Origin of the sequence: Methylomagnum ishizawai, from assembly GCF_019670005.1 — a bacterium.
GTDB lineage: Bacteria > Pseudomonadota > Gammaproteobacteria > Methylococcales > Methylococcaceae > Methylomagnum > Methylomagnum ishizawai.
Genome location: NZ_AP019783.1, coordinates 4513632 through 4532223, shown reverse-complemented (window position 1 = coordinate 4532223; position 18592 = coordinate 4513632). Strand labels below are relative to the sequence as shown.

At 63.2% G+C, this 18592-nt stretch carries 17 protein-coding genes; 8 read left to right on the top strand and 9 right to left on the bottom strand.

Annotated features, from left to right (window positions below; genetic code table 11):
- Positions 1 to 11 precede the first annotated feature (11 nt).
- Positions 12 to 3074, bottom strand: a complete 3063-nt coding sequence (locus K5658_RS20460) for an LPS assembly protein LptD (RefSeq protein WP_221064892.1) — start codon at positions 3072 to 3074, stop codon at positions 12 to 14.
- Between the two features lie 238 nt (positions 3075 to 3312).
- Between K5658_RS20460 and K5658_RS20455 the strand changes: the two genes are divergently transcribed.
- Entirely contained in the window at positions 3313 to 4326 is a 1014-nt protein-coding gene (locus K5658_RS20455; RefSeq protein ID WP_221064891.1) for an aminoglycoside phosphotransferase family protein, read from the top strand.
- Positions 4323 to 5000 (top strand): N-acetylmuramate alpha-1-phosphate uridylyltransferase MurU, encoded by a 678-nt coding sequence (gene murU, locus K5658_RS20450; RefSeq protein WP_221064890.1) that lies wholly within the window; start codon positions 4323 to 4325, stop codon positions 4998 to 5000. Before K5658_RS20455 ends, murU begins: the two co-directional genes overlap by 4 nt.
- 129 nt (positions 5001 to 5129) lie before the next feature.
- On the opposite strand, the gene fusA is transcribed toward murU, so the two are convergent.
- Positions 5130 to 7223: an elongation factor G gene (fusA, locus tag K5658_RS20445; protein ID WP_221064889.1), complete on the bottom strand. Its 2094-nt coding sequence runs from the start codon at positions 7221 to 7223 to the stop codon at positions 5130 to 5132.
- 388 nt (positions 7224 to 7611) lie between these two features.
- Between fusA and K5658_RS20440 the strand changes: the two genes are divergently transcribed.
- The gene (locus K5658_RS20440) at positions 7612 to 8226 is read left to right on the top strand and encodes a YqgE/AlgH family protein (RefSeq protein WP_246628522.1); all 615 of its coding nucleotides are present in this window, start codon (positions 7612 to 7614) and stop codon (positions 8224 to 8226) included.
- A 17-nt stretch (positions 8227 to 8243) separates the two neighbouring features.
- On the opposite strand, the gene K5658_RS20435 is transcribed toward K5658_RS20440, so the two are convergent.
- Both K5658_RS20435 and K5658_RS20430 read right to left on the bottom strand, forming a co-directional pair.
- Positions 8244 to 9254, bottom strand: a complete 1011-nt coding sequence (locus tag K5658_RS20435; RefSeq protein ID WP_221064888.1) for an FAD:protein FMN transferase — start codon at positions 9252 to 9254, stop codon at positions 8244 to 8246.
- 35 nt (positions 9255 to 9289) lie between these two features.
- Complete coding sequence (locus K5658_RS20430; protein ID WP_221064887.1) at positions 9290 to 10078, bottom strand: TylF/MycF family methyltransferase; 789 nt, start codon at positions 10076 to 10078, stop codon at positions 9290 to 9292.
- 161 nt (positions 10079 to 10239) lie between these two features.
- Here K5658_RS20430 and K5658_RS20425 point away from each other — a divergent pair, with 161 nt between their 5' ends.
- Together K5658_RS20425 and K5658_RS20420 are read left to right on the top strand one after the other, a co-directional pair.
- Positions 10240 to 10647 carry a bacteriohemerythrin gene (locus K5658_RS20425; protein WP_221064886.1) on the top strand — a complete coding sequence of 136 codons (408 nt, stop codon included), beginning with the start codon at positions 10240 to 10242 and terminating at the stop codon, positions 10645 to 10647.
- An 18-nt stretch (positions 10648 to 10665) separates the two neighbouring features.
- Positions 10666 to 11451, top strand: coding sequence for a response regulator (locus tag K5658_RS20420; RefSeq protein ID WP_246628521.1), 786 nt, complete (start codon positions 10666 to 10668; stop codon positions 11449 to 11451).
- A gap of 23 nt (positions 11452 to 11474) precedes the next feature.
- Here K5658_RS20420 and K5658_RS20415 read toward each other — a convergent pair whose 3' ends face one another.
- Positions 11475 to 12035 (bottom strand): DUF2058 domain-containing protein, encoded by a 561-nt coding sequence (locus K5658_RS20415; protein WP_221064884.1) that lies wholly within the window; start codon positions 12033 to 12035, stop codon positions 11475 to 11477.
- Between the two features lie 74 nt (positions 12036 to 12109).
- Positions 12110 to 12535 carry a DUF4389 domain-containing protein gene (locus K5658_RS20410; protein ID WP_221064883.1) on the bottom strand — a complete coding sequence of 142 codons (426 nt, stop codon included), beginning with the start codon at positions 12533 to 12535 and terminating at the stop codon, positions 12110 to 12112.
- 232 nt (positions 12536 to 12767) lie between these two features.
- Between K5658_RS20410 and amoC the strand changes: the two genes are divergently transcribed.
- The 3 genes from amoC to amoB all read left to right on the top strand — a co-directional run bounded on the left by amoC (position 12768) and on the right by amoB (position 15790).
- The gene (gene amoC / locus K5658_RS20405) at positions 12768 to 13547 is read left to right on the top strand and encodes a bacterial ammonia monooxygenase, subunit AmoC (protein ID WP_085214207.1); all 780 of its coding nucleotides are present in this window, start codon (positions 12768 to 12770) and stop codon (positions 13545 to 13547) included.
- A 135-nt stretch (positions 13548 to 13682) separates the two neighbouring features.
- Positions 13683 to 14426, top strand: a complete 744-nt coding sequence (amoA, locus tag K5658_RS20400) for a bacterial ammonia monooxygenase, subunit AmoA (protein ID WP_221063106.1) — start codon at positions 13683 to 13685, stop codon at positions 14424 to 14426.
- Positions 14427 to 14545: 119 nt separating this feature from the next.
- Positions 14546 to 15790, top strand: a complete 1245-nt coding sequence (gene amoB, locus K5658_RS20395; RefSeq protein ID WP_221063107.1) for a bacterial ammonia monooxygenase, subunit AmoB — start codon at positions 14546 to 14548, stop codon at positions 15788 to 15790.
- A gap of 187 nt (positions 15791 to 15977) precedes the next feature.
- On the opposite strand, the gene K5658_RS20390 is transcribed toward amoB, so the two are convergent.
- The 3 genes from K5658_RS20390 to K5658_RS20380 form a co-directional block, all read right to left on the bottom strand.
- Complete coding sequence (locus tag K5658_RS20390; protein ID WP_221064882.1) at positions 15978 to 16874, bottom strand: transposase; 897 nt, start codon at positions 16872 to 16874, stop codon at positions 15978 to 15980.
- 224 nt (positions 16875 to 17098) lie between these two features.
- On the bottom strand, positions 17099 to 18088 hold the full coding sequence (locus tag K5658_RS20385) for a vWA domain-containing protein (RefSeq protein WP_221064881.1): 990 nt from the start codon (positions 18086 to 18088) through the stop codon (positions 17099 to 17101).
- Positions 18085 to 18591 carry a DUF4381 domain-containing protein gene (locus K5658_RS20380; RefSeq protein WP_221064880.1) on the bottom strand — a complete coding sequence of 169 codons (507 nt, stop codon included), beginning with the start codon at positions 18589 to 18591 and terminating at the stop codon, positions 18085 to 18087. Before K5658_RS20380 ends, K5658_RS20385 begins: the two co-directional genes overlap by 4 nt.
- Between the last annotated feature and the right edge of the window lies 1 nt (position 18592).

Below are 18592 nucleotides of genomic sequence, written 5' to 3'. Positions count from 1 at the left end.
AGCTTGGGGGATTAATAATTCTGGAGGATTTCATCGGGCATGCGGTAGCCGCTGATCTGGTAGCGCATGAATTCGTCGATGGAATCGCCCAACGAGGCCAGCCCTTTCAATTCCAGCTGGACATAGACGCCATTATTGGCCTGGGTTTGCCCGGAGGAGGATTGGAAATTGTTGATATTGCGGTAGGCGATGACGCTGAAGCGCCAGCAGCAGGTTTCACGCTGGAAGCCCGCGAAGGTTTGCAGGGTCAAATTGTCCACCAGCGAATATTGCCAGCGTCCCAGCACATGCCAACCTTGGGCGACGGGCAGCCGCAGGGAAATATCGGTCAGGTCGATACAGGGATTGGGGTTGACATATTGGTTATCGCCGGTGCCTAAAAGACTGGGTTCGCAGGTCAGCGTACTCTGGTTCCTGCGATAGCGGTAGGCGATATTGAGCAGGGTATTCTGCCGGTCGTTATATTGCAGGGCCGCGATGCCCCGGTCGATCTGGTTTTCGTAGGGATTCCACTGCCCGCCGGTATGCACGCTCCAGTTTTCCGTCAGCATGGCGGAGACATCGGCGATCAGGTTGGAGCTTTTCTGCGATTGGTAGGCCGAGGGCTCCCCCTGCAAAGTCACCCGCCGGTTCGAGAGGTAATAGGCGCTGCCCACGCTGGCCGCCAGCCGGTCCCGGCCCGTGGCCTGGTCGATGAACCGGGTGGTCAGGGCCAGGCTGAACTGGTTGGTGTCGCCGACCCGGTCGCCGCCGGTGAAGCGGTTTTCGCGGAACAGCTGGTAGAAGGTGAAGTCGTAGGCCGAGGAATCGAAGGCCGGGGCGTCGGCCTGATCGACATAGGGGATATAGTTGTAGAACAGCCGTGGCTCGAAGGACTGGGTCAAGGCTTTCCCTCCCAGGTCGAATTCCCGCTCGAAATACATCCCGCTATCGATGGAGGTGATCGGCACCGTGAAGTTCACGGAATCCTTGGCCTGGGTATTGTTCGATTCCGCCCAATACTCCGGGCTTTGCAACCAATATTGGTTGTTCTGCAAGGTGAAGCTGGGGGTGATATAACCCGCGGCGCTCTGGAAAGGATAGGATAGCTTGGGTTGCAGCCGGAGCCTTTGGCCGGTGGTGCGGTCGATCCCGGAGTTTTGGAAGCTATCGAACTGGACCAGGCTTTGGAATTGCAGTCCGGTGTTGGCGATCCCAGTGCCGTAGTTGAACGCCAATTGCGGCAGGTGGAAATAGGGCCGGGCGTTCTTGGCGACGGTGGGGTCGATGGTCTCGAAATAATCGATCTGGGTCCGCAGCGAATAGGAGTCCCCCTGGTAGAGCATATAGCCGATGCTGGGGATATTACTGCGGTTGTTGATATTGAAGGTGGAACCCAGTTGCCCGAGATAGGAATAATCCGAGACGTAGTTGGCGCTGACGTGGCTGCTGAGGTTCTGGCTGAACCGGGTGTCGTTCAATACCGTGGCCTGGCCGCGGGTGGTGCCGGTCAGGTCGTCGTGGGGCACGATATCGAGTTCCACCATGCCCCGCGTGGCTTCGGTGAGATAGCGGAACTGGTTCTTCAACTGGATGCCGCGGTTGGAGAAATAGCGGGGGATGAAGGTGTAATCGTAATTGGGCGCCAGGTTGAAATAGTAGGGGACCGAGAAGTTGAAGCCGGAATAACGGCTATATCCCAGCGAAGGGATCAGCAGGCCGGATTGGCGGCGGCTGTCGGTGGGGAAGGTCATGTAGGGCGTGTAGAACACCGGCACGTCCTTGAATTCGAACCAGGCGTTCTGGGCCCGGCCCACGCCGGTTTCCTTGTTGATCTTGAGGTCCGAGGCGTGCATCAACCAATCTTGGTTGCCGTTCGGGCAGGTGGTGTAGGTGACGGTTTCGTAGCGCGACAAGGTATCGCTGTCGAGGTGGGTCAGGCGGGCCGCGCCGCGGGCCGGTACCTGGGGCAGCACGAATTGCGAGTTGCGGAACACGCCGCGGTCGCTGTCGCTGTCCATGAAGCCGGTGTCGCTGGACAGCGCCAGCCCCTTTTGCATGATCAGCACATTGCCATGGGCGTTGAAGGCGTTGGTCTTCACGTCGCGGGTGGCGAAATCGGCCCAGAGCTTCTGATCGGCCTGGACCATCTCGACGCCGCCGGCGAAATTGGCGATCTCGCCGTCCAGCATCTCGAAATAATTGGACTGGATTTCCAGCGGAGCCTTGTCCCGCGCCAGTTTTTCCTCGGGGGTGAGCAGGAATTCGCTCATGGGCATCAGCCGCGCCCGGTTGGCGCACATGTTCTGCCACGGGTTGACCGGGAACTGGCTGACGATGCGTTCGAGCCGCCGTTCGTCCTCGCGGGTGAGGGTGGTGGCTTCGGCCCAGTTCTCGACCTGTCCGCTGGCGGCGTCGACCACGCGGGCCGCGCCGCGGGGGTCCGGGCCTTCCAGCGAGCAATCCCAGCCTTTGTCGGCGGCTTCCTCAGCCTGGGACGGCAAACAGGTCCAGCCGGGCTGGCGGGGTTTGCTGGCGGCTTGCTCGGCGGGCGTGGCGTTGGCCGGGGCCGCGGCCCGCAGGGCCAGGGGAATCCGTTTCAGGGCGGAAGGGACCGCTTGGGTTGGGACCGGCGCGGGCGCGGTGGCGGGAACCGGGATGGCCGCACGGGATGGCGCTGGGACCGGGGCTTCGGGCGAATTCGGGGTTGTCGCGGCCACGGCGGCTGGTTCGGACCGGGCGGGTGGTGCCGTCGGGGCGGTGGGCGCGGGGCGGGGCGGCGTTTCCGCTTGGAGCGGGGCGGGTTCGGGCCGGTCCGGGGCCGTGGCGGGCGGCTCGGGTTGGACGGGCGCGGCCGGGGCCACGGGTTCGTAGCGGAGCGGTTGTTGTCGGGCCTGGGCCGGGGGTTCGGGCTGGACCGGGGCGGGGGGCGATACGCTGGGCGGGGCTGTGGATGCAGCGCCGGTTGCGCCTTGCGGGCTGGGCGTTTTCTGCTTGGCCCCGCACACCCACTGGTTATCCGGGCCGGGGGCGCAATTCCAGTCCGTCGCCGCAGCCCCGGCGGACGGCGGTACCACGCCTAAACAAAGGGCCATCGCCAAGCGGCTGCGCGTGAGGTGAATCGGAAAAACCATGCTCTGCGGGAATGATGATCGCCGACGGGTTCGCCGTGAGTAGTGGGCCACCCTGGCCGATCCGGGTCGGAGCGCGTGGGGTTCCTGGTGCGGAATTATCGCCGGGACAGTCTTTATGGTGAAATATCCCGCTTGTTCCCGACAATTCTACCGTATCGTCGGTCCCCGTTAAGCTTTTTTCATTCGCACACCATCGCCCATGCCCGCACCGGACACACGCCTCGCCCATTTGCTCGCCTGGCTGGGGGACGACCTCGGCCATACCGTCGCCGGGATCGAACCCGCTTCCCAGGACGCCAGTTTCCGCCGTTATTTCCGCGCCAGGATCGGCGCGGACAGCTATATCGCCATGGACGCGCCGCCGCCCCGCGAGAATGTGCGGCCCTTCCTCAAGGTGGCCGAACTGCTGCGCGGGGCCGGGGTACGAACCCCCGTGGTCCATGCCGCCGACCCCGAACGGGGTTTTGTGCTGCTGGGGGATTTCGGCAGCCAGTGCTACCTCGACCGGCTCGACGCCGCCAGCGCCGACGCGCTCTACGCCGACGCCCTCGCCAGCCTGGCGCGGTTGCAAACCGGGGTGGACCCGGCCCGCGCCGGTTTGCCCGCCTACGATGAAAAGCTCCTGCGCACCGAGCTGGGCATCTTCCGCGAGTGGTTCCTGGACCGGCTGCTGCATCTGGAGCCCGACGCCGCCGAGACCGCCGCCTTGGACCGGGCGGGCGATGCCCTGGTCGCTTCGGCGTTGGAACAACCCCAGGTCTGCGTCCACCGCGATTACCATTCGCGCAATCTGATGGTCGTTGAAACGGCCAATCCGGGCGTTTTGGATTTCCAGGACGCCGTGATCGGGCCCATCACCTACGATCTGGTCTCGCTGCTGCGCGATTGCTATATCGCCTGGCCGACGGCGCGGGTGGAAGTCTGGATGGAGGGCTACCGCGAGACGCTGTGCGGATTGGGCTTGCTCCAAAGGAACGACCCCGCCCGTTTCCGCCGCTGGTTCGACTTGATGGGGATGCAGCGCCATTTGAAAGCCGCCGGGATTTTCGCCCGGCTGTGGCTCAGGGACGGCAGGCCCGGCTATCTCAAGGATATCCCGCGCACCTTGGGCTATGTGGTCGAGGCGGGCGCGGCCTATCCCGAGTTCCGCGATTTCCTGGCTTTCCTGAACGGGCGGGCCTTGCCCCGGTTCGCGGCGGAGGTCCGTTTATGAAGGCGATGATCCTGGCGGCGGGCCGGGGCGAGCGCCTGCGCCCTTGGACCGACCACACCCCCAAGCCCTTGCTCCAGGCCGGTGGGCGGCCTTTGATCGAGCATTTGATCCTGGCCCTGGTGGCGGGGGGCTATACCGATATCGTGGTGAACACCGCCCATCTCGGTGCGATGATCGAACAGCATCTCGGCGATGGCGGACGCCTGGGGGCGCAACTGGCCTATTCGCGGGAGACCGAAGCCCTGGAAACCGGCGGCGGTATCCGTCAAGCCCTGCCGCTCCTGGGCGACGCGCCCTTCCTGGTGGTGAACGGCGATATCGCCACCGATTTCCCGTTCCGGCGCTTGCGGGAACCGCCGGAAGGGCTGGCCCATCTGGTGCTGGTGCCGAATCCCCCGCACCATCCGCGGGGCGATTTCGCCCTGGACGGTGGGCGGGTCGCCGATGTGGGGACGGAACGCCATACTTTCAGCGGCATCGGGGTCTACCGCCCGGAACTGTTCGCCGACCGCGCGCCGGGGCGGTTCCCGCTGGCCCCCTTGCTGCGGGCGGCGATGGCCGATGGGCGGGTGGGCGGGGAATTTTACGCGGGCTTTTGGATGGATATCGGCACGCCGGAGCGGCTGGAAGCTTATGGCCGCTGGTTGGACGGCGGGAGCGCCGGGCCGGTCTGATGGTCCGAGCCTCCCGGCCCGCCGGGACCGGGCCATAAAAAAGGCGGTCCACCCCAGGGCGGACCGCCTTTTTTCATGCTTTCCCGTGGGTGGCGGGACCGTGCGCCCCGCCGCCTGGGACAGCGCGCCTCAGCCCTTGGCTTTGGCGGCGTTGCGTTCGTTGACTTCCTTGATGACTTCGTCCGCCACGTTCTTGGGGCAGGGCATGTAGTGCGAGAACTCCATGGAGAACTGGCCGCGGCCCGAGGTCATGGTGCGGAGGTCGCCGATGTAGCCGAACATTTCGCTGAGCGGCACTTCCGACTTGATGCGGACGCCGGAGACGCCGGCTTCCTGCGACTTGATCATGCCGCGGCGGCGGTTGAGGTCGCCGATCACGTCGCCGACATGGGCGTCCGGGGTGAAGGTGTCCACCTTCATGATCGGTTCCATCAACTGCGGGGCGCACTTGGGCACGGTCTGGCGGAACGCCGCCTTGGCCGCGATTTCGAAGGCGATGGACGAGGAGTCCACGGCGTGGAAGCCGCCGTCGGTCAGGTTGACCTTCATGTCCACCACCGGGAAGCCGGCCAGGGTGCCCTTGTCGATCATGCTCTTGAAGCCCTTTTCCACCGCCGGCCAGTATTCGCGGGGCACGTTGCCGCCGGTCACGCTGGACTCGAACACGAAGCCGGTGCCCGGTTCGCCCGGTTCGATGATGTAATCGATCTTGGCGTATTGGCCGGAACCGCCGGTCTGCTTCTTGTGGGTGTAGCCGTCCTCGACCCGCTTGGTGATGGTTTCGCGGTAGGCCACCTGGGGCTTGCCGACGACCACTTCGACGCCGTGGGTACGCTTCAGGATGTCGATCTTGATGTCGAGGTGCAGTTCGCCCATGCCCTTGAGGATGGTTTCGCCGCTCTCTTCGTCGGTGCCGACGTGGAAGGACGGGTCTTCCGCGACCATCTTGCCGAGGGCGATGCCCATCTTTTCATTGCCGGCCTTGTCCTTCGGGGCGATGGCGAGGGAGATGACGGGATCGGGGAACACCATCGGTTCCAGGGTGGCGGGCTTGTCGGGATCGCACAGGGTGTGGCCGGTCTGCACGTTCTTCATGCCCAGCACGGCCACGATATCGCCGGCCTGGGCGGAATCGACTTCCTCGCGGTTATCGGCGTGCATCTCGACGATACGGCCTATGCGCTCGGTTTTGCCGGTGTAGGTGTTGAGGACGGTGGTGCCCTTTTCCAGCTTGCCGGAATAGATGCGCAGGAAGGTCAGGGCGCCGTAGCGGTCGTCCATGATCTTGAAGGCCAGGGCGCGCAAGGGGCGGCCGGGATCGACCAGGGCGTATTCGCCGGTTTCGTTGCCTTCGAGGTCCACTTCCGGCTGCGGCTTGACTTCGGTCGGGTTCGGCAGGTAATCGACCACGGCGTCCAGCACCAATTGCACGCCCTTGTTCTTGAAGGACGAGCCGCAATAGGTGGGGAAGAATTCCATGGCGATGGTGCCCTTGCGGATCAGGCGCTTGAGGGTGTCGACATCCGGTTCCTCGCCTTCCAGGTATTTCTCCATCACGTCGTCGTCTTGCTCGACGGCTTTTTCGACCAGGTCGGAGCGCCAGGTTTCGACCTCGTCGACCATGTCGGCGGGCACGTCCTCGATCTTGTATTTCATGGGATCGCCGGAGTCGTCCCAAATCCAGGCTTTGCGGGTCAGCAGTTCGACCATGCCGACGAAGCCGTCTTCGCTGCCGATGGGCAGGGTCATGACCAGGGGGTAGGCGCCCAGCACGTCCTTGATCTGCTTGACCACGCGGTAGAAATCCGCGCCGATGCGGTCGAGCTTGTTGACATAGATGACGCGGGCGACCTTGGAATCGTTGGCGTAGCGCCAGTTGGTCTCGGACTGGGGTTCGACGCCGCCGGAGCCGCAGAACACGCCGATGCCGCCGTCGAGGACTTTCAGCGAGCGGTACACCTCGATGGTGAAATCGACGTGGCCGGGGGTGTCGATGATGTTGAAGCGGTGGTCCTTCCAGAAACAGGTGGTGGCCGCCGACTGGATGGTGATGCCGCGTTCTTGTTCCTGCACCATGAAGTCGGTGGTGGCCGCGCCGTCGTGAACTTCGCCGATCTTGTGGATTTTGCCGGTGAGTTTCAGGATGCGCTCGGTGGTGGTGGTCTTGCCCGCGTCGACGTGGGCGAAGATGCCGATGTTTCTGTAGTGCGATAAATCTGTCATGACTGTCTTCTGAAGGTTGAAAAAAACTGGCTATGGCCCTGCGCCGGGCGGAGGGTCCATGGCTCCGCGTATCCGCTCCGTTGCCCGTGGCGATCCTGCCCACACGCCGCGTACCCCTCCCGGCGGGTGGCACGCGCCCAGGATGCGCCGCAAATACGGAAAGAGCCGCATAGCCTATTGAAACTCTTTGACGTTTGCTAGTTCCTCAAGCATTTTTAGCGGACCCGAACGAGGAAACGGCGCGCCGCCCGGGGGCGGCGCGATGCTGGGGGCGTTTGGAAGCGGGCAATGATACGGCAAATGCCGGGCCAAAGTATGGCGAAACGACAGGCCGGGCCGGCCACGCCATGAAAGTCTATCCTTTCCAGCCGGAACCGGGGGCCGCGCCATGAAATTCCAGCGATCCGTATGGCCGTTGCTGTGCTGGCTGGTCGTGGTCGGCACGATCCCGGCGCAGGGGCGTCCGCGCCCGGCCCAACTCCAAATGTCCAGCCTGGATGGCCAGTTCTTGGTCGCCACCCGCAAGCTCGACGATCCCCATTTCGCCGCGACCGTGATCTTCGTCGTCGCCCATACCGGCGAGGGGGCCATGGGTTTGGTGGTGAACCGGGTGTTCGGGTCGATCGCGCTCCAGGATTTGTTCAGCGAGCCCGTGGGGAAGGGCGGCGGAACCCAGGTCGAACTGCGCTATGGCGGGCCGGTGGAGGCGAATCTGGGTTTCGTGCTGCATTCGGCGGATTATGCCGGGACCAGCACCCAGTTATTCCGCCATGGCATCGCGCTATCCACCGGGCTCGATGTGGTGCGGGCGGTGGCGGAAGGGCGCGGTCCCAAGCATAGCCTATTCCTGGCAGGCTATGCCGGTTGGGGCGCGGGGCAGTTGGAGCATGAAATCGCGCGCGGCGATTGGTTGGTCGCGCCCGCCGCCGTGGAGCTTTTGTTCGATGCCGATCCCGGTTCGATGTGGGAGCGGGCCTTGCGGCGGGCGGGCCTCGCGCTTTAGCCCATCCGGGAGGGGGGTCACTGCGGGGCGCTGGTGAAGGCGGGACTCATCCATTCCTTGAGTTGGTCGCCTTCCTTGTAGATGAACAGCGCCTTGAGTTGGGCCGCTTCCGCCAGTTTCCGGCCTTCGATTTCGCCCATGCATAGCAACGCGGTATCCCAGGCGTCGGCGATGGTGGGGTCGTCGTGGAGGATGGTGACCGACAGCAGGTTGTGCGTCACCGGGCGGCCCGTGCGCGGGTCGAGGATATGCGAATAGGTTTTCCCTTGGTCCTCGAAGAAATTGCGGTAGGTGCCCGCCGTCATGACCGCCGTGCCGTTCTCTTCGTGGATATCCAAAATCCGCTGGACTGCACGGGCCAACGGCGTGGGCTTTTCCACCGCCACCCGCCAGTGGTTGCCATTGGCCTTGCGGCCTTTCACCTTCATTTCGCCGCCGACTTCGGCCAAATAGTTCTGGATGCCGCGCTGTTCCAAGCCCGCCGCCACCACGGCCACGGTATAGCCCTGGGCGATGGAATCCAGGCTGATTTGGAGTTCGGGGTCTTGTTTGCGCAGGCGGTGGTGTTCGCGGTCGAGTTCCAGCTTGTCCATGCCGACGTGCCGCAGGACGCGGTCGATATCGGCTTGCTCGGGAACCTTCTGTTCATGCTTGGAAAAGCCCCACAGGTCGAAGATCGGCTTGACGGTCAGGTCGTAGCAGCCTTGGGTGTGGCGGTATACATCCATCGCCACGCCGACCACGGTGGCGATTTCCGGCGAGACCTCCAACCATTCGGTGGTTTTCTGCTGGTTGATCCGGGAGATTTCGGAGTCTTCCCGCCAGTTGGACAGCTTCTCGTCCACCCGCCGGAACGCGGCTTCGACATCGGCTTTCACCTGTTCGGGGGTGGCGGGGAGGCCGTCCAGCACCACTTTGATGTGGTAGGTCGTGCCTTGGATCGTGCCGGCCAGTTCGGTTTCGGTGGGGGGTTGGCAGGCGGCGAGCGCGAGGGCGGCGAGGAGGAGGGGGGCGCGGTGGATGTTCATCGGGGACTCGTGGGGGTGGTGGGAGATGGCCAGGTTCAGCGTTTAAGTATCAGGCCCTGCCCGGTCGGCAGGGGGATGATCCGGTAATTCCGGGCTGCAAACCATACGTCTTCCTTGATCTTCTGGCTGCGGTAGACACCGGACCATTCGTAGTCGTCCAGGATCACGATGCCGCCCGGTACCACCCGGTCGAACAGGGTTTCCAGCACCGCGATTTCGTACTCGGCCTTGTTCAGGTCGATATGCAGATAGGCGATCCGGCAGGGCGAATTGCCGAACAGGGAATTCGGCAGCAGGCCGGGTATCAGGTTGACCTGGTCATAGCCGGCGAAGCGTTGTTGGACCCGTAGGAACAGTCCTTCCCCTTGTCCTTCGAAATGGTGGTCCTCGACCGGATTGGTATCGAAGGTGTCATAGGCCCAGAAGTTTTTGGCGAAGTGGTCCTTGCCGAAATAATCGATGACGGTTTTCACACCGGTGCCGCTAAGCGTGCCGCATTCCACGAAGTCGCCCTCCAGATGTACACAATGGTAGGCGGCGCAGCACAGCACATAGCGCCGCCAGACGATGGCTTGGTCAGAAGCGGTGATGGCGTTCGCTTCCCAAGCGGTTCGGAACGCGGCGTCGTCGAGCATGGAAAGGTTGCGCGTCCATACGAACTGGTTGTCGCCGAGGTGGTAGCCGGGAAGGACCAGGGTGGTGGCTTCTTCCATCAGTTCGGCGAAACGCTTGGGGTCTTTCACCCCCCAGTAGCGATGGGATTTGAAGTTGTGGATGCCGTTGGGGTCGGCGATGCTGAGTTCGGGGAGGCGGGTTTGTTTCATGGCTGGGACTCGGTGTTGTGGAGTGGCCGTGTGCTACGGCTTAATTTTACTGCTGAAAGATGCTGGCTACCGGCCCCGCGTCGTAGCGGCCCGGTATACGCTACATTTAGGAACAAAGCCCCGGTGTTTCCGGGGCGAGTCCAAATACGGGGAGGCCCGCCATGTCATTGATTGTTTGGAACGAGAAGCTTGCGGTCGGAGTGAAGGAAATCGACGACCAACATATGAAACTGGTGGCGATCATCAACGAATTGCATGACGCCATGACCGTGGGCCATGGCAAGGATGTGCTGGCCAAGGTGCTGGATGAATTGGTCCGGTATACCGTCTATCACTTTGCCACCGAGGAGCGCTTGATGCGGCTCCATGGTTATGTGGACCACGTCAACCACGAGAAGGAACACAAGGATTTGGTGAATACCGCGGCCGAATTGCAAAAGGCCGTCCATGCGGGCACCGCCAGCCTGACCCTCACCACCATGCATTTCCTCAAGGATTGGTTGAACCACCATATCCTGGGGTCGGATATGAAGCTCGGGCATTATCTCCGCGGCAAGGGGCAACATTGAGCGACGGTGGGGATGTTTATGAAGGTGGAAGAATTATCGATCCTGCTGGTGGAGCCTTCGCCCACGCAGATCAAGCTGATACAGCGGCATTTGACCGAGGCGGGTGTGGGCCATGTGGAAGGCGTGCATTCCGGGGAGGAAGCCTTGGCGTCGATGACGGACTACGTGCCCGATTTGGTCGTCAGCGCGATGTATTTGCCGGATATGACCGCGCCCGAATTGGTGGCGGCGTTGCGGCGCAATCCCGGCTGGGCCGGGGTCGGGTTCATGCTGGTGTCCAGCGAGACCGATATCCATACCCTGGAACCCTTGCGCCAAGCGGGCATCCTGGCGATTTTGCCCAAGCCGTTCGACCATGAACACCTGCGCCGCGCCTTGCGCTCGACGGCGGATTATCTCGATCCCGCGGCGGCGGTGCCGGTGGCTTTCCAAGACCTCAGGGTGCTGGTGGTGGACGATAGCACCACCTCGCGTAAGCACATGGCGCGGACGTTGAACGCGCTGGGCATCGATCACGTCCTGACCGCTGAGGATGGTATGGAAGCGGTGGATTTGGTCGAGCGGCATTTGTTCGACCTGGTGGTGACCGATTTGCACATGCCGGAACTGGACGGGCAGGGTTTGGTGGAGCATATCCGCAGGCGGATGGGCAACGCCTCGATGCCGATTCTGATGGTGACCAGCGAGCAGAGCCAAGCCCGGCTCGCCAGCGTGGAACAGGCCGGGGTGTCGGCAATCTGCGATAAGCCATTCGACTTGCACCATTTGCGGGAAATCCTCTGCCGGGTGTTGGATGAACGCTAGGGGTGGGTATCCGCCCCCGCGGTTCACCACATCAGGTCGTCCGGGATTTGATAGGCCGCGTAGGGATCGTCCTGTGGGCTGGCGGTGGCCGGGGCCGGGGTGTTATATACGATGAGCGCCGTGGCGTCCCGCTGGCGGATTTTATCGGCGGTTTCGGCGGGGACGAGTTCGTATTGCCGATCCAGCTTCGCGATGGCGCATATCCCCTTGATGAGCTTCCCGCGCATGGCCTCGGTGACGAATAACCGCTTCACCACGCCGCCGTCTTGGAAGTTGTAAGGCGTTTCGCTATGTGGGTTTTCCCATTCGGCCTTGGGTAGGCGATGGGTTTCGATCAACTGCCGGACCTGGGCGGCCAGTGCTTTGCGGTCGGCCTCCTCTTTGCGTTGCAGGTTGAGTTGGCGGTCCCGCTCGGCTTTTTCCGCCTGGGCTTGCTGCCTGCGCGCCTGCTCGGCCTGGGCCTCGGCGGTTTTCTGGGGGGCCGTTTTCTGCTGGGTTTCCTTGCGCTTTTCCTGCTGCGCCTTCTTGACTTGCTTCTCGTTGACCAAGCCCGCCTTGAGCAATTGATCTTTTAGCCCGCCCATGGTGGTTCGCTCTCCTTTGGGGTTTCGGCAATGCCGCGCCGGGGCGTGGCGTGGTCGTGTGCTTCCGTTAAGCGTCAATCCTCGTCCGCGGCGACACCGAAGGCCGCGAACGGGAAGGGCATTTGCTCGGTGTTGTAGGACATGAAGAGCAACATTTTGTGAATCCAGTTCGAGAGCGCTTTGCCCCACCGCACCCCCACCGCCGTGACCCTGCCGGTGAGCATATGGGCCAGCAGTTGGAAGACCACCAACACCCATAGCAATAGGCGTGCAATCCCGAAGAGTCCGAAGAATAAGGCCATGAAAATCAAGCGTTTAAATGGGTTTGTGTCGATGGTGTTCTCGATGGCTGGGTCTTTCATGGTGGATGGGTTGTTGGCTCGGCTGGTGTGTGAGGGCGTGGCGAAGTAGGGTTCCGATATCTTGAGCGATGTCAGGAACGTCAGGGCCACGCTTGGGTAAAACGCCGAAAAGTTTAGGGCTTGACGGATATTTTCCACAAGCCTCCTAGAGGGTGGCGTATGACAATTAGGGGTGTGGACGGCGCTCGGAAGCGCTGCGACAAAATGTCGCGATAATTTCTTGACAAGGGTTTGGCGGGTGATAGACTGCACCGCACCCGGGGGACCGGGGGTTCCGGGGGCGTTCAAGGGCCTGCCGGGGCGAGGCGGAGGGGAGGCCGGAATCTGGTCGAACCGCCGTTATAGAAGCAATTTTCAAGAGGTAAAAGAAATGGCTGCAACAACCGCTGGCGGCGTCGCCGCGCAGGACAAGCCGCTGCTCGATACGAAGTGGCTGGCGTTCGCGTTCACGATCTACACCGTGTTCTACATGTGGGTGCGCTGGTACGAAGGCGTGTACGGCTGGGCCGCGGGCCTGGACTCCTTCGCGCCTGAGTTCGAGACCTACTGGATGAACTTCCTGTACACCGAGATCGTGCTGGAAGTGACCACCGCGTCGATCCTGTGGGGCTACATCTGGAAGAGCCGCGACCGCAACCTGGCCGCGATCACCCCGCGCGAAGAGCTGCGCCGCAACATGACCCACCTGATCTGGGTGTTCGCCTATGCGTGGGCGATCTACTGGGGCGCTTCCTACTTCACCGAGCAGGACGGCACCTGGCACCAGACCATCGTGCGCGACACCGACTTCACCCCGTCGCACATCATCGAGTTCTACCTGAGCTACCCGATCTACATCATCACCGGCTTCGGCGCGTTCCTGTACGCCAAGACCCGCCTGCCGTACTTCGCGCAGGGCCTGTCCCTGCCGTACCTGGTGACCGTTGTGGGTCCGTTCATGATCCTGCCGAACGTGGGCCTGAACGAATGGGGCCACACCTTCTGGTTCATGGAAGAGCTGTTCGTGGCTCCCCTGCACTACGGCTTCGTGATCTTCGGCTGGCTGGCGCTGGCCATCGCCGGCGTGCTGCTGCAGATCTTCGCGAGCTTCGCGACCGTGATCGGCAAGGACGTCTGCGAAGCGGTCGACCAGGGCCTGATCGCCAAGTAAGGCGGACGGAAGCGGTGCCGGTCCCCGATGCCCTGTGGGCGTGGGGGGTTCCGGTGCCGGACACAGGGAGTGATGGGCGCGGCCGGTTGTGGCCGCGCCCGAGAAGACTATAAAACGAAACTTTGGAGGTAACTCATGAGCGCACTTCAATCTGCGGTCCGGTCCCACGCCGAGGCCGTGCAGGTTTCCCGGACCATCGACTATCTGGGCCTGTTCATCTTCTTCTTCGTCATCTGCGGTTCGTACCACATCCACGCGATGCTGACCATGGGCGACTGGGACTTCTGGTCCGACTGGAAGGACCGCCGCCTGTGGGTCACCGTGACCCCGATCGTGCTGGTGACCTTCCCGGCCGCCGCGCAGGTGTTCCTGTGGGAACGTTTCCGCCAGCCGTGGGCCGCGACCGTGTGCGTGTTGGCGCTGCTGTTCGGTGAATGGGTCAACCGCTACTTCAACTTCTGGGGCTGGACCTACTTCCCCGTGAACTTCGTGTTCCCGGCCATCCTGGTCCCGGGCGCGATCATCCTCGACGTCTGCCTGATGCTGTCCGGCAGCTACCTGTTCACCGCCATCATCGGTGGCCTGGCCTGGGGTTTGATCTTCTACCCCGGCAACTGGCCGATCATCGCCCCGATCCACGTGCCGGTTGAATACAACGGCATGCTGATGTCCATCGCCGACATCCAGGGCTACAACTATGTGCGTACCGGCACCCCCGAGTACATCCGCATGGTCGAGAAGGGCACCCTGCGTACCTTCGGTAAGGACGTGGCCCCGGTGTCCGCGTTCTTCTCCGGCTTCATGTCCATCCTGATCTACTTCATGTGGCACTTCGTCGGCCGCTGGTTCTCCAACGTCCGCTTCCTGAAGAACACCTGATAGGGATCGGCCGGGTCCGCCCGGCCGGGAACGCACCCATCCGCACCGGAGCCCCGGAGCGTGCCCGAGGGCGCGCGGGGGCGGCCACAACAGAACAGACTCGAGAGAGAGGAAGAACTATGAAACTACTCAAAGACAGGATCGCCAAGTGGTCCATGGTCGGCTTGCTGACCGCGTTCGCGGCGACCAGCTTCTACGCGCCGAACGCCTCCGCGCACGGCGAAAAGTCCCAGGCCGCGTTCATGCGTATGCGTACCATCCACTGGTACGACCTGAAGTGGAGCAAGGAAAAGGTCAAGGTCAACGAACAGGTCGAGATCACCGGCAAGTTCCACGTGTTCGAGGGCTGGCCGGAAACCGTGGACGAGCCGGATGTATCGTTCCTGAACATCGGTATTCCCGGCCCGGTCTTCATCCGCAAGGAATCCTACATCGGCGGCCAGCTGGTGCCGCGTTCCGTGCGCCTCGAGATCGGCAAGACCTATGAGTTCAAAGTGGTGCTGAAGGCCCGCCGCCCCGGCGACTGGCACGTCCACACCATGATGAACGTCCAGGGCGGCGGTCCGATCATCGGGCCCGGCAAGTGGATCACCATCGAAGGCTCGATGGGCGACTTCAAGAACCCGGTCACCACCCTGACCGGCCAGACCGTGGACCTCGAGAGCTACAACCTGGAGAACACCTACTTCTGGCACGCCCTGTGGTACGCGATCGGCCTGGCCTGGATCGTCTACTGGGTCCGCCGTCCGGTGTTCCTGCCGCGCATGCTGCTGGCCGACGCCGGCCGCGCCGACGAGCTGGTTTCCGGGACCGACCGCAAGGTCGCCATGGGCTTCGCGGCCGGCACCCTGTTGCTGGTGATCTTCGCGATGTCCGGTGCCAACGGCAAGTACCCGATCACCATCCCGCTGCAGGCCGGTACCCTGCGCGGCATCAAGCCGATCGAGATGACCAAGCCGACCGTCTCCGTCAAGGTGGAGGACGCCAGCTACCGCGTGCCGGGCCGCGCCATGCGCATGAAGCTGACCATCACCAACAGCGGCAACAGCGCCGTGCGTTTGGGCGAGTTCTACACCGCGTCCGTGCGGTTCCTGGACTCCGACGTGTACAAGGACACCACCGGCTATCCCGAGGACCTGCTGGCCGAGGACGGCCTGGAAGTCAGCGACAACAGCCCGCTGGCTCCCGGCGAGACCCGCACCGTGGAAGTGACCGCTTCCGACGCGGCGTGGGAAGTCTACCGCCTGTCCGACATCATCTACGATCCGGACAGCCGCTTCGCCGGCCTCCTGTTCTTCTTCGACGCCGCTGGCAACCGTCAGGTGACCCAGATCGACGCGCCGTTGATCCCGTCCTTCATGTAAGCGGCCGGGGCGCTTGACGCGCCCCCATCCGCCGTGATCGGCTCGGCCCCCCCGCCTCAGGCGGGGGGGCTTTTTTATTGCCAGAATGGTTTTATTGAGGTTATCGGGTGGCAATAGAATTTGCCATCAAAGACTGGCTATCACATGTCTTTGGCGATCATGAAACCGCAATTACTCCCTTCCCGCCCTAAGACCCCCCACTTTTTGGCAGGCGGTAGATATGGCTGAGAATGTTCTTGACCTGCTGGGGTGTTTGGGGAGGGGCCTGGGCCAAGTGCCGATGGACGCGCTCGGCCCGCTGCTGGACCGTCATGGCATGGGGCAGGTGGTAGAGGGAGTTCTTCCTGACGAGGCGGATGAGGTATTCGGCCGGGTTGAACTTGGGGGAGTAGGCCGGGGTGTGGAGGAAGTGCACGGCGATGCCCTGGGCCAGGGGGATTTCCGCCAGCAACTCGGCCAGAGCGGCCTTCATGGAGTCGTTGTGGATGGAGCAGTTGTCGAGGATGCACAGGATCTGGCGGAAGCCCAGGCTGGCGTAGCGCAGGACGATCAGGGCGATGACGTGGACGGCGTTCCGGGTTTTGGCCTGGGGCTGGAAGTCCACGGTGGTCTTGCCGCTGTTCAGGTCCAGGGCCAGGAAGCCGTTCAGTTTCTCCCGCCGCTTCTCGTTGCTCGGCGGCGCCGGGGCGGTGTTCTTCTCCGCCCAGGCGTAGTGGGTGCAGGTCGTGGACAGCAGCGCGAACTCGTCGAGGGCTACGAGGGCGGTGCCGGGGTCGGCCTCGGCGGTTTTTTTTCGAGCGCCTCCACGAAGCCGGCCCGCTCGGCGGGGCCGTAGTCGCGGTGGGCGCGCTGGGGGGAGCAGGGCGTCGAAGCCACCATGCAGGTAGCTGTCCAGCCACTTCTCCAGCGTCTTGCGCTGGACTCCCTGGCTGCGGCAGACCCCGGCCATGCTCTCGCCGTCCCACAGGGCCTTCAAGGCCAGCAGCCTACGCCGTCGGCTTTGCTGCTGGTGGCGGTAGAACAGCGCCTGCCACCGTTCACGGTCCTGCGGGGCCAGCCGTTGGATGCGGATACAGCGGTTCATCGTGCCTTTCCCAGTCCAGTTCGATTGCCTATAAGCTTAGTCGTTCTTTAGACGGGAAGGGAGTATTGGGGGCAAGCGTTAGCTGGATGGCGAATGGCGAATTCGTATTATCCTTACCGATAAATGCTTGTTTGAAGGCGGAAGTGAGTGGGTCAAAAAAGCAAGTGGGTTCTGCTGAACCGGCACGTAATTCGAGCGTTCCAAACGATGAGGTGTTCCCGCGCCTAAGGCCGTCCCCGGCTCATCCACATCCCCAATCCGGTGGTCACCAGCAAGGCCGCCCCCAAAGGCCAAGGATATAATTCGGTATGGGGCCGGTAATAACGCTTATCCCGCTCCACGGGTTCCAATTGATCCAGCAGCCGGTAAATCTCTTCGAACTCCGCCATGTCCCGCGCCCGGAAATAGCGTCCGCCAGTTTTCTCGGCGATGCCGCGCATGGTGGGTTCATCCAAATCCTTGGAGGGATTCACCCGTCGGTTGCCGAAGAAGGGGTCCCGCAACACCATTTCATCGGCCCCGATGCCGATGGTGTATATTTTCAGCCCGGCCCTCGCGGCCAGATCGGCGGCTTGCAAGGGCGCGACCGTCCCGGCGGTGTTGGCTCCGTCGCTGAGCAGGATCAACACCCTTTGCCCGGCTGGATTGTCCCGCAGGCGCTTGACCGCGAGGCCGATGGCGTCGCCGATGGCGGTCTTATCGCCCGCGAGGCCGATGGCGGCTTCGTCCAGCAGGGTTTCCACCGTCTTGCGGTCGAAGGTCAGCGGCGCTTGCAAGTAGGCCCGCTCGCCGAACAGGATGAGTCCCAACCGGTCGCCCACCCGCCGTTCGATGAATTGGCCGGCCACCGCCTGGGTCGCGGTCAGCCGGTCCACCGGCTTGCCTTCGAGGATGAAATCCTGCATTTCCATGCTGCCGGACAGGTCCACCGCCAGTAGCAAATCCCGTCCGCTCACCGCCTGCTCGATAGGTTCGCCCAACCACACGGGCCGCGCCGCGGCGACCACCAGAAGGGTCCATGCCAGCGCCGCCGTCCAGAGCCGGGCGGTGGGCGTACCCGTGTTGCGCCGCGCGTTGGGCAAGCCATCCAATTCATCGAGGAATGGTGTCCGCAAAGCCGCGCCCGCCGCGTCCTCCACCGGGGGCAGCAACCTATGGACCAGCCAGGGCAAGGGCAGGGCGAGCAGCATCCAGAACCAAGCGAAATCGATCATGGGCGGGGAGTCTTGCGGACGGGGGCGAGGGCACGATGGGCGGCTTTGGTTTTGGCGAGCGCCCGTAGCCAATCGCGGGATAAGGCGAGCAAAGGCTCGATATCGGTGCCGGTCCGTGGGCGGTAGGGCGCTTCCGTCAATGAGCGCCCCGGACCCTGGCTGAAGCGGGGTTCGCCCAGGGTCGCATCCAGCCAGTCCAGCCATGCCGCCCCGGTCAAACCCGCGACCTGCTGGCGGGGATATAGGCTCAGGGCGGTCCGGCGCAGGAGGATGGAGAGGCGGCGCAGTTTTTCATCCGGGGCGAGTTCCTGGGCGTTCGCCAGGGCGTCGAGTTCCCGCCGTGCCAGCTTGATCGGCGTGACCCGCCGCCAACGTAGCACCAGCCAGGCCGAGAGCGCGACGAGGCCGGTGGCGGCTAGCAACACCAGCCACCAGCCCGGCGCCGGGGGCCACCAACCAATGGCGGCGGGGAGGTGTATATCGCGTAAAGGCAAGGGTTCCATG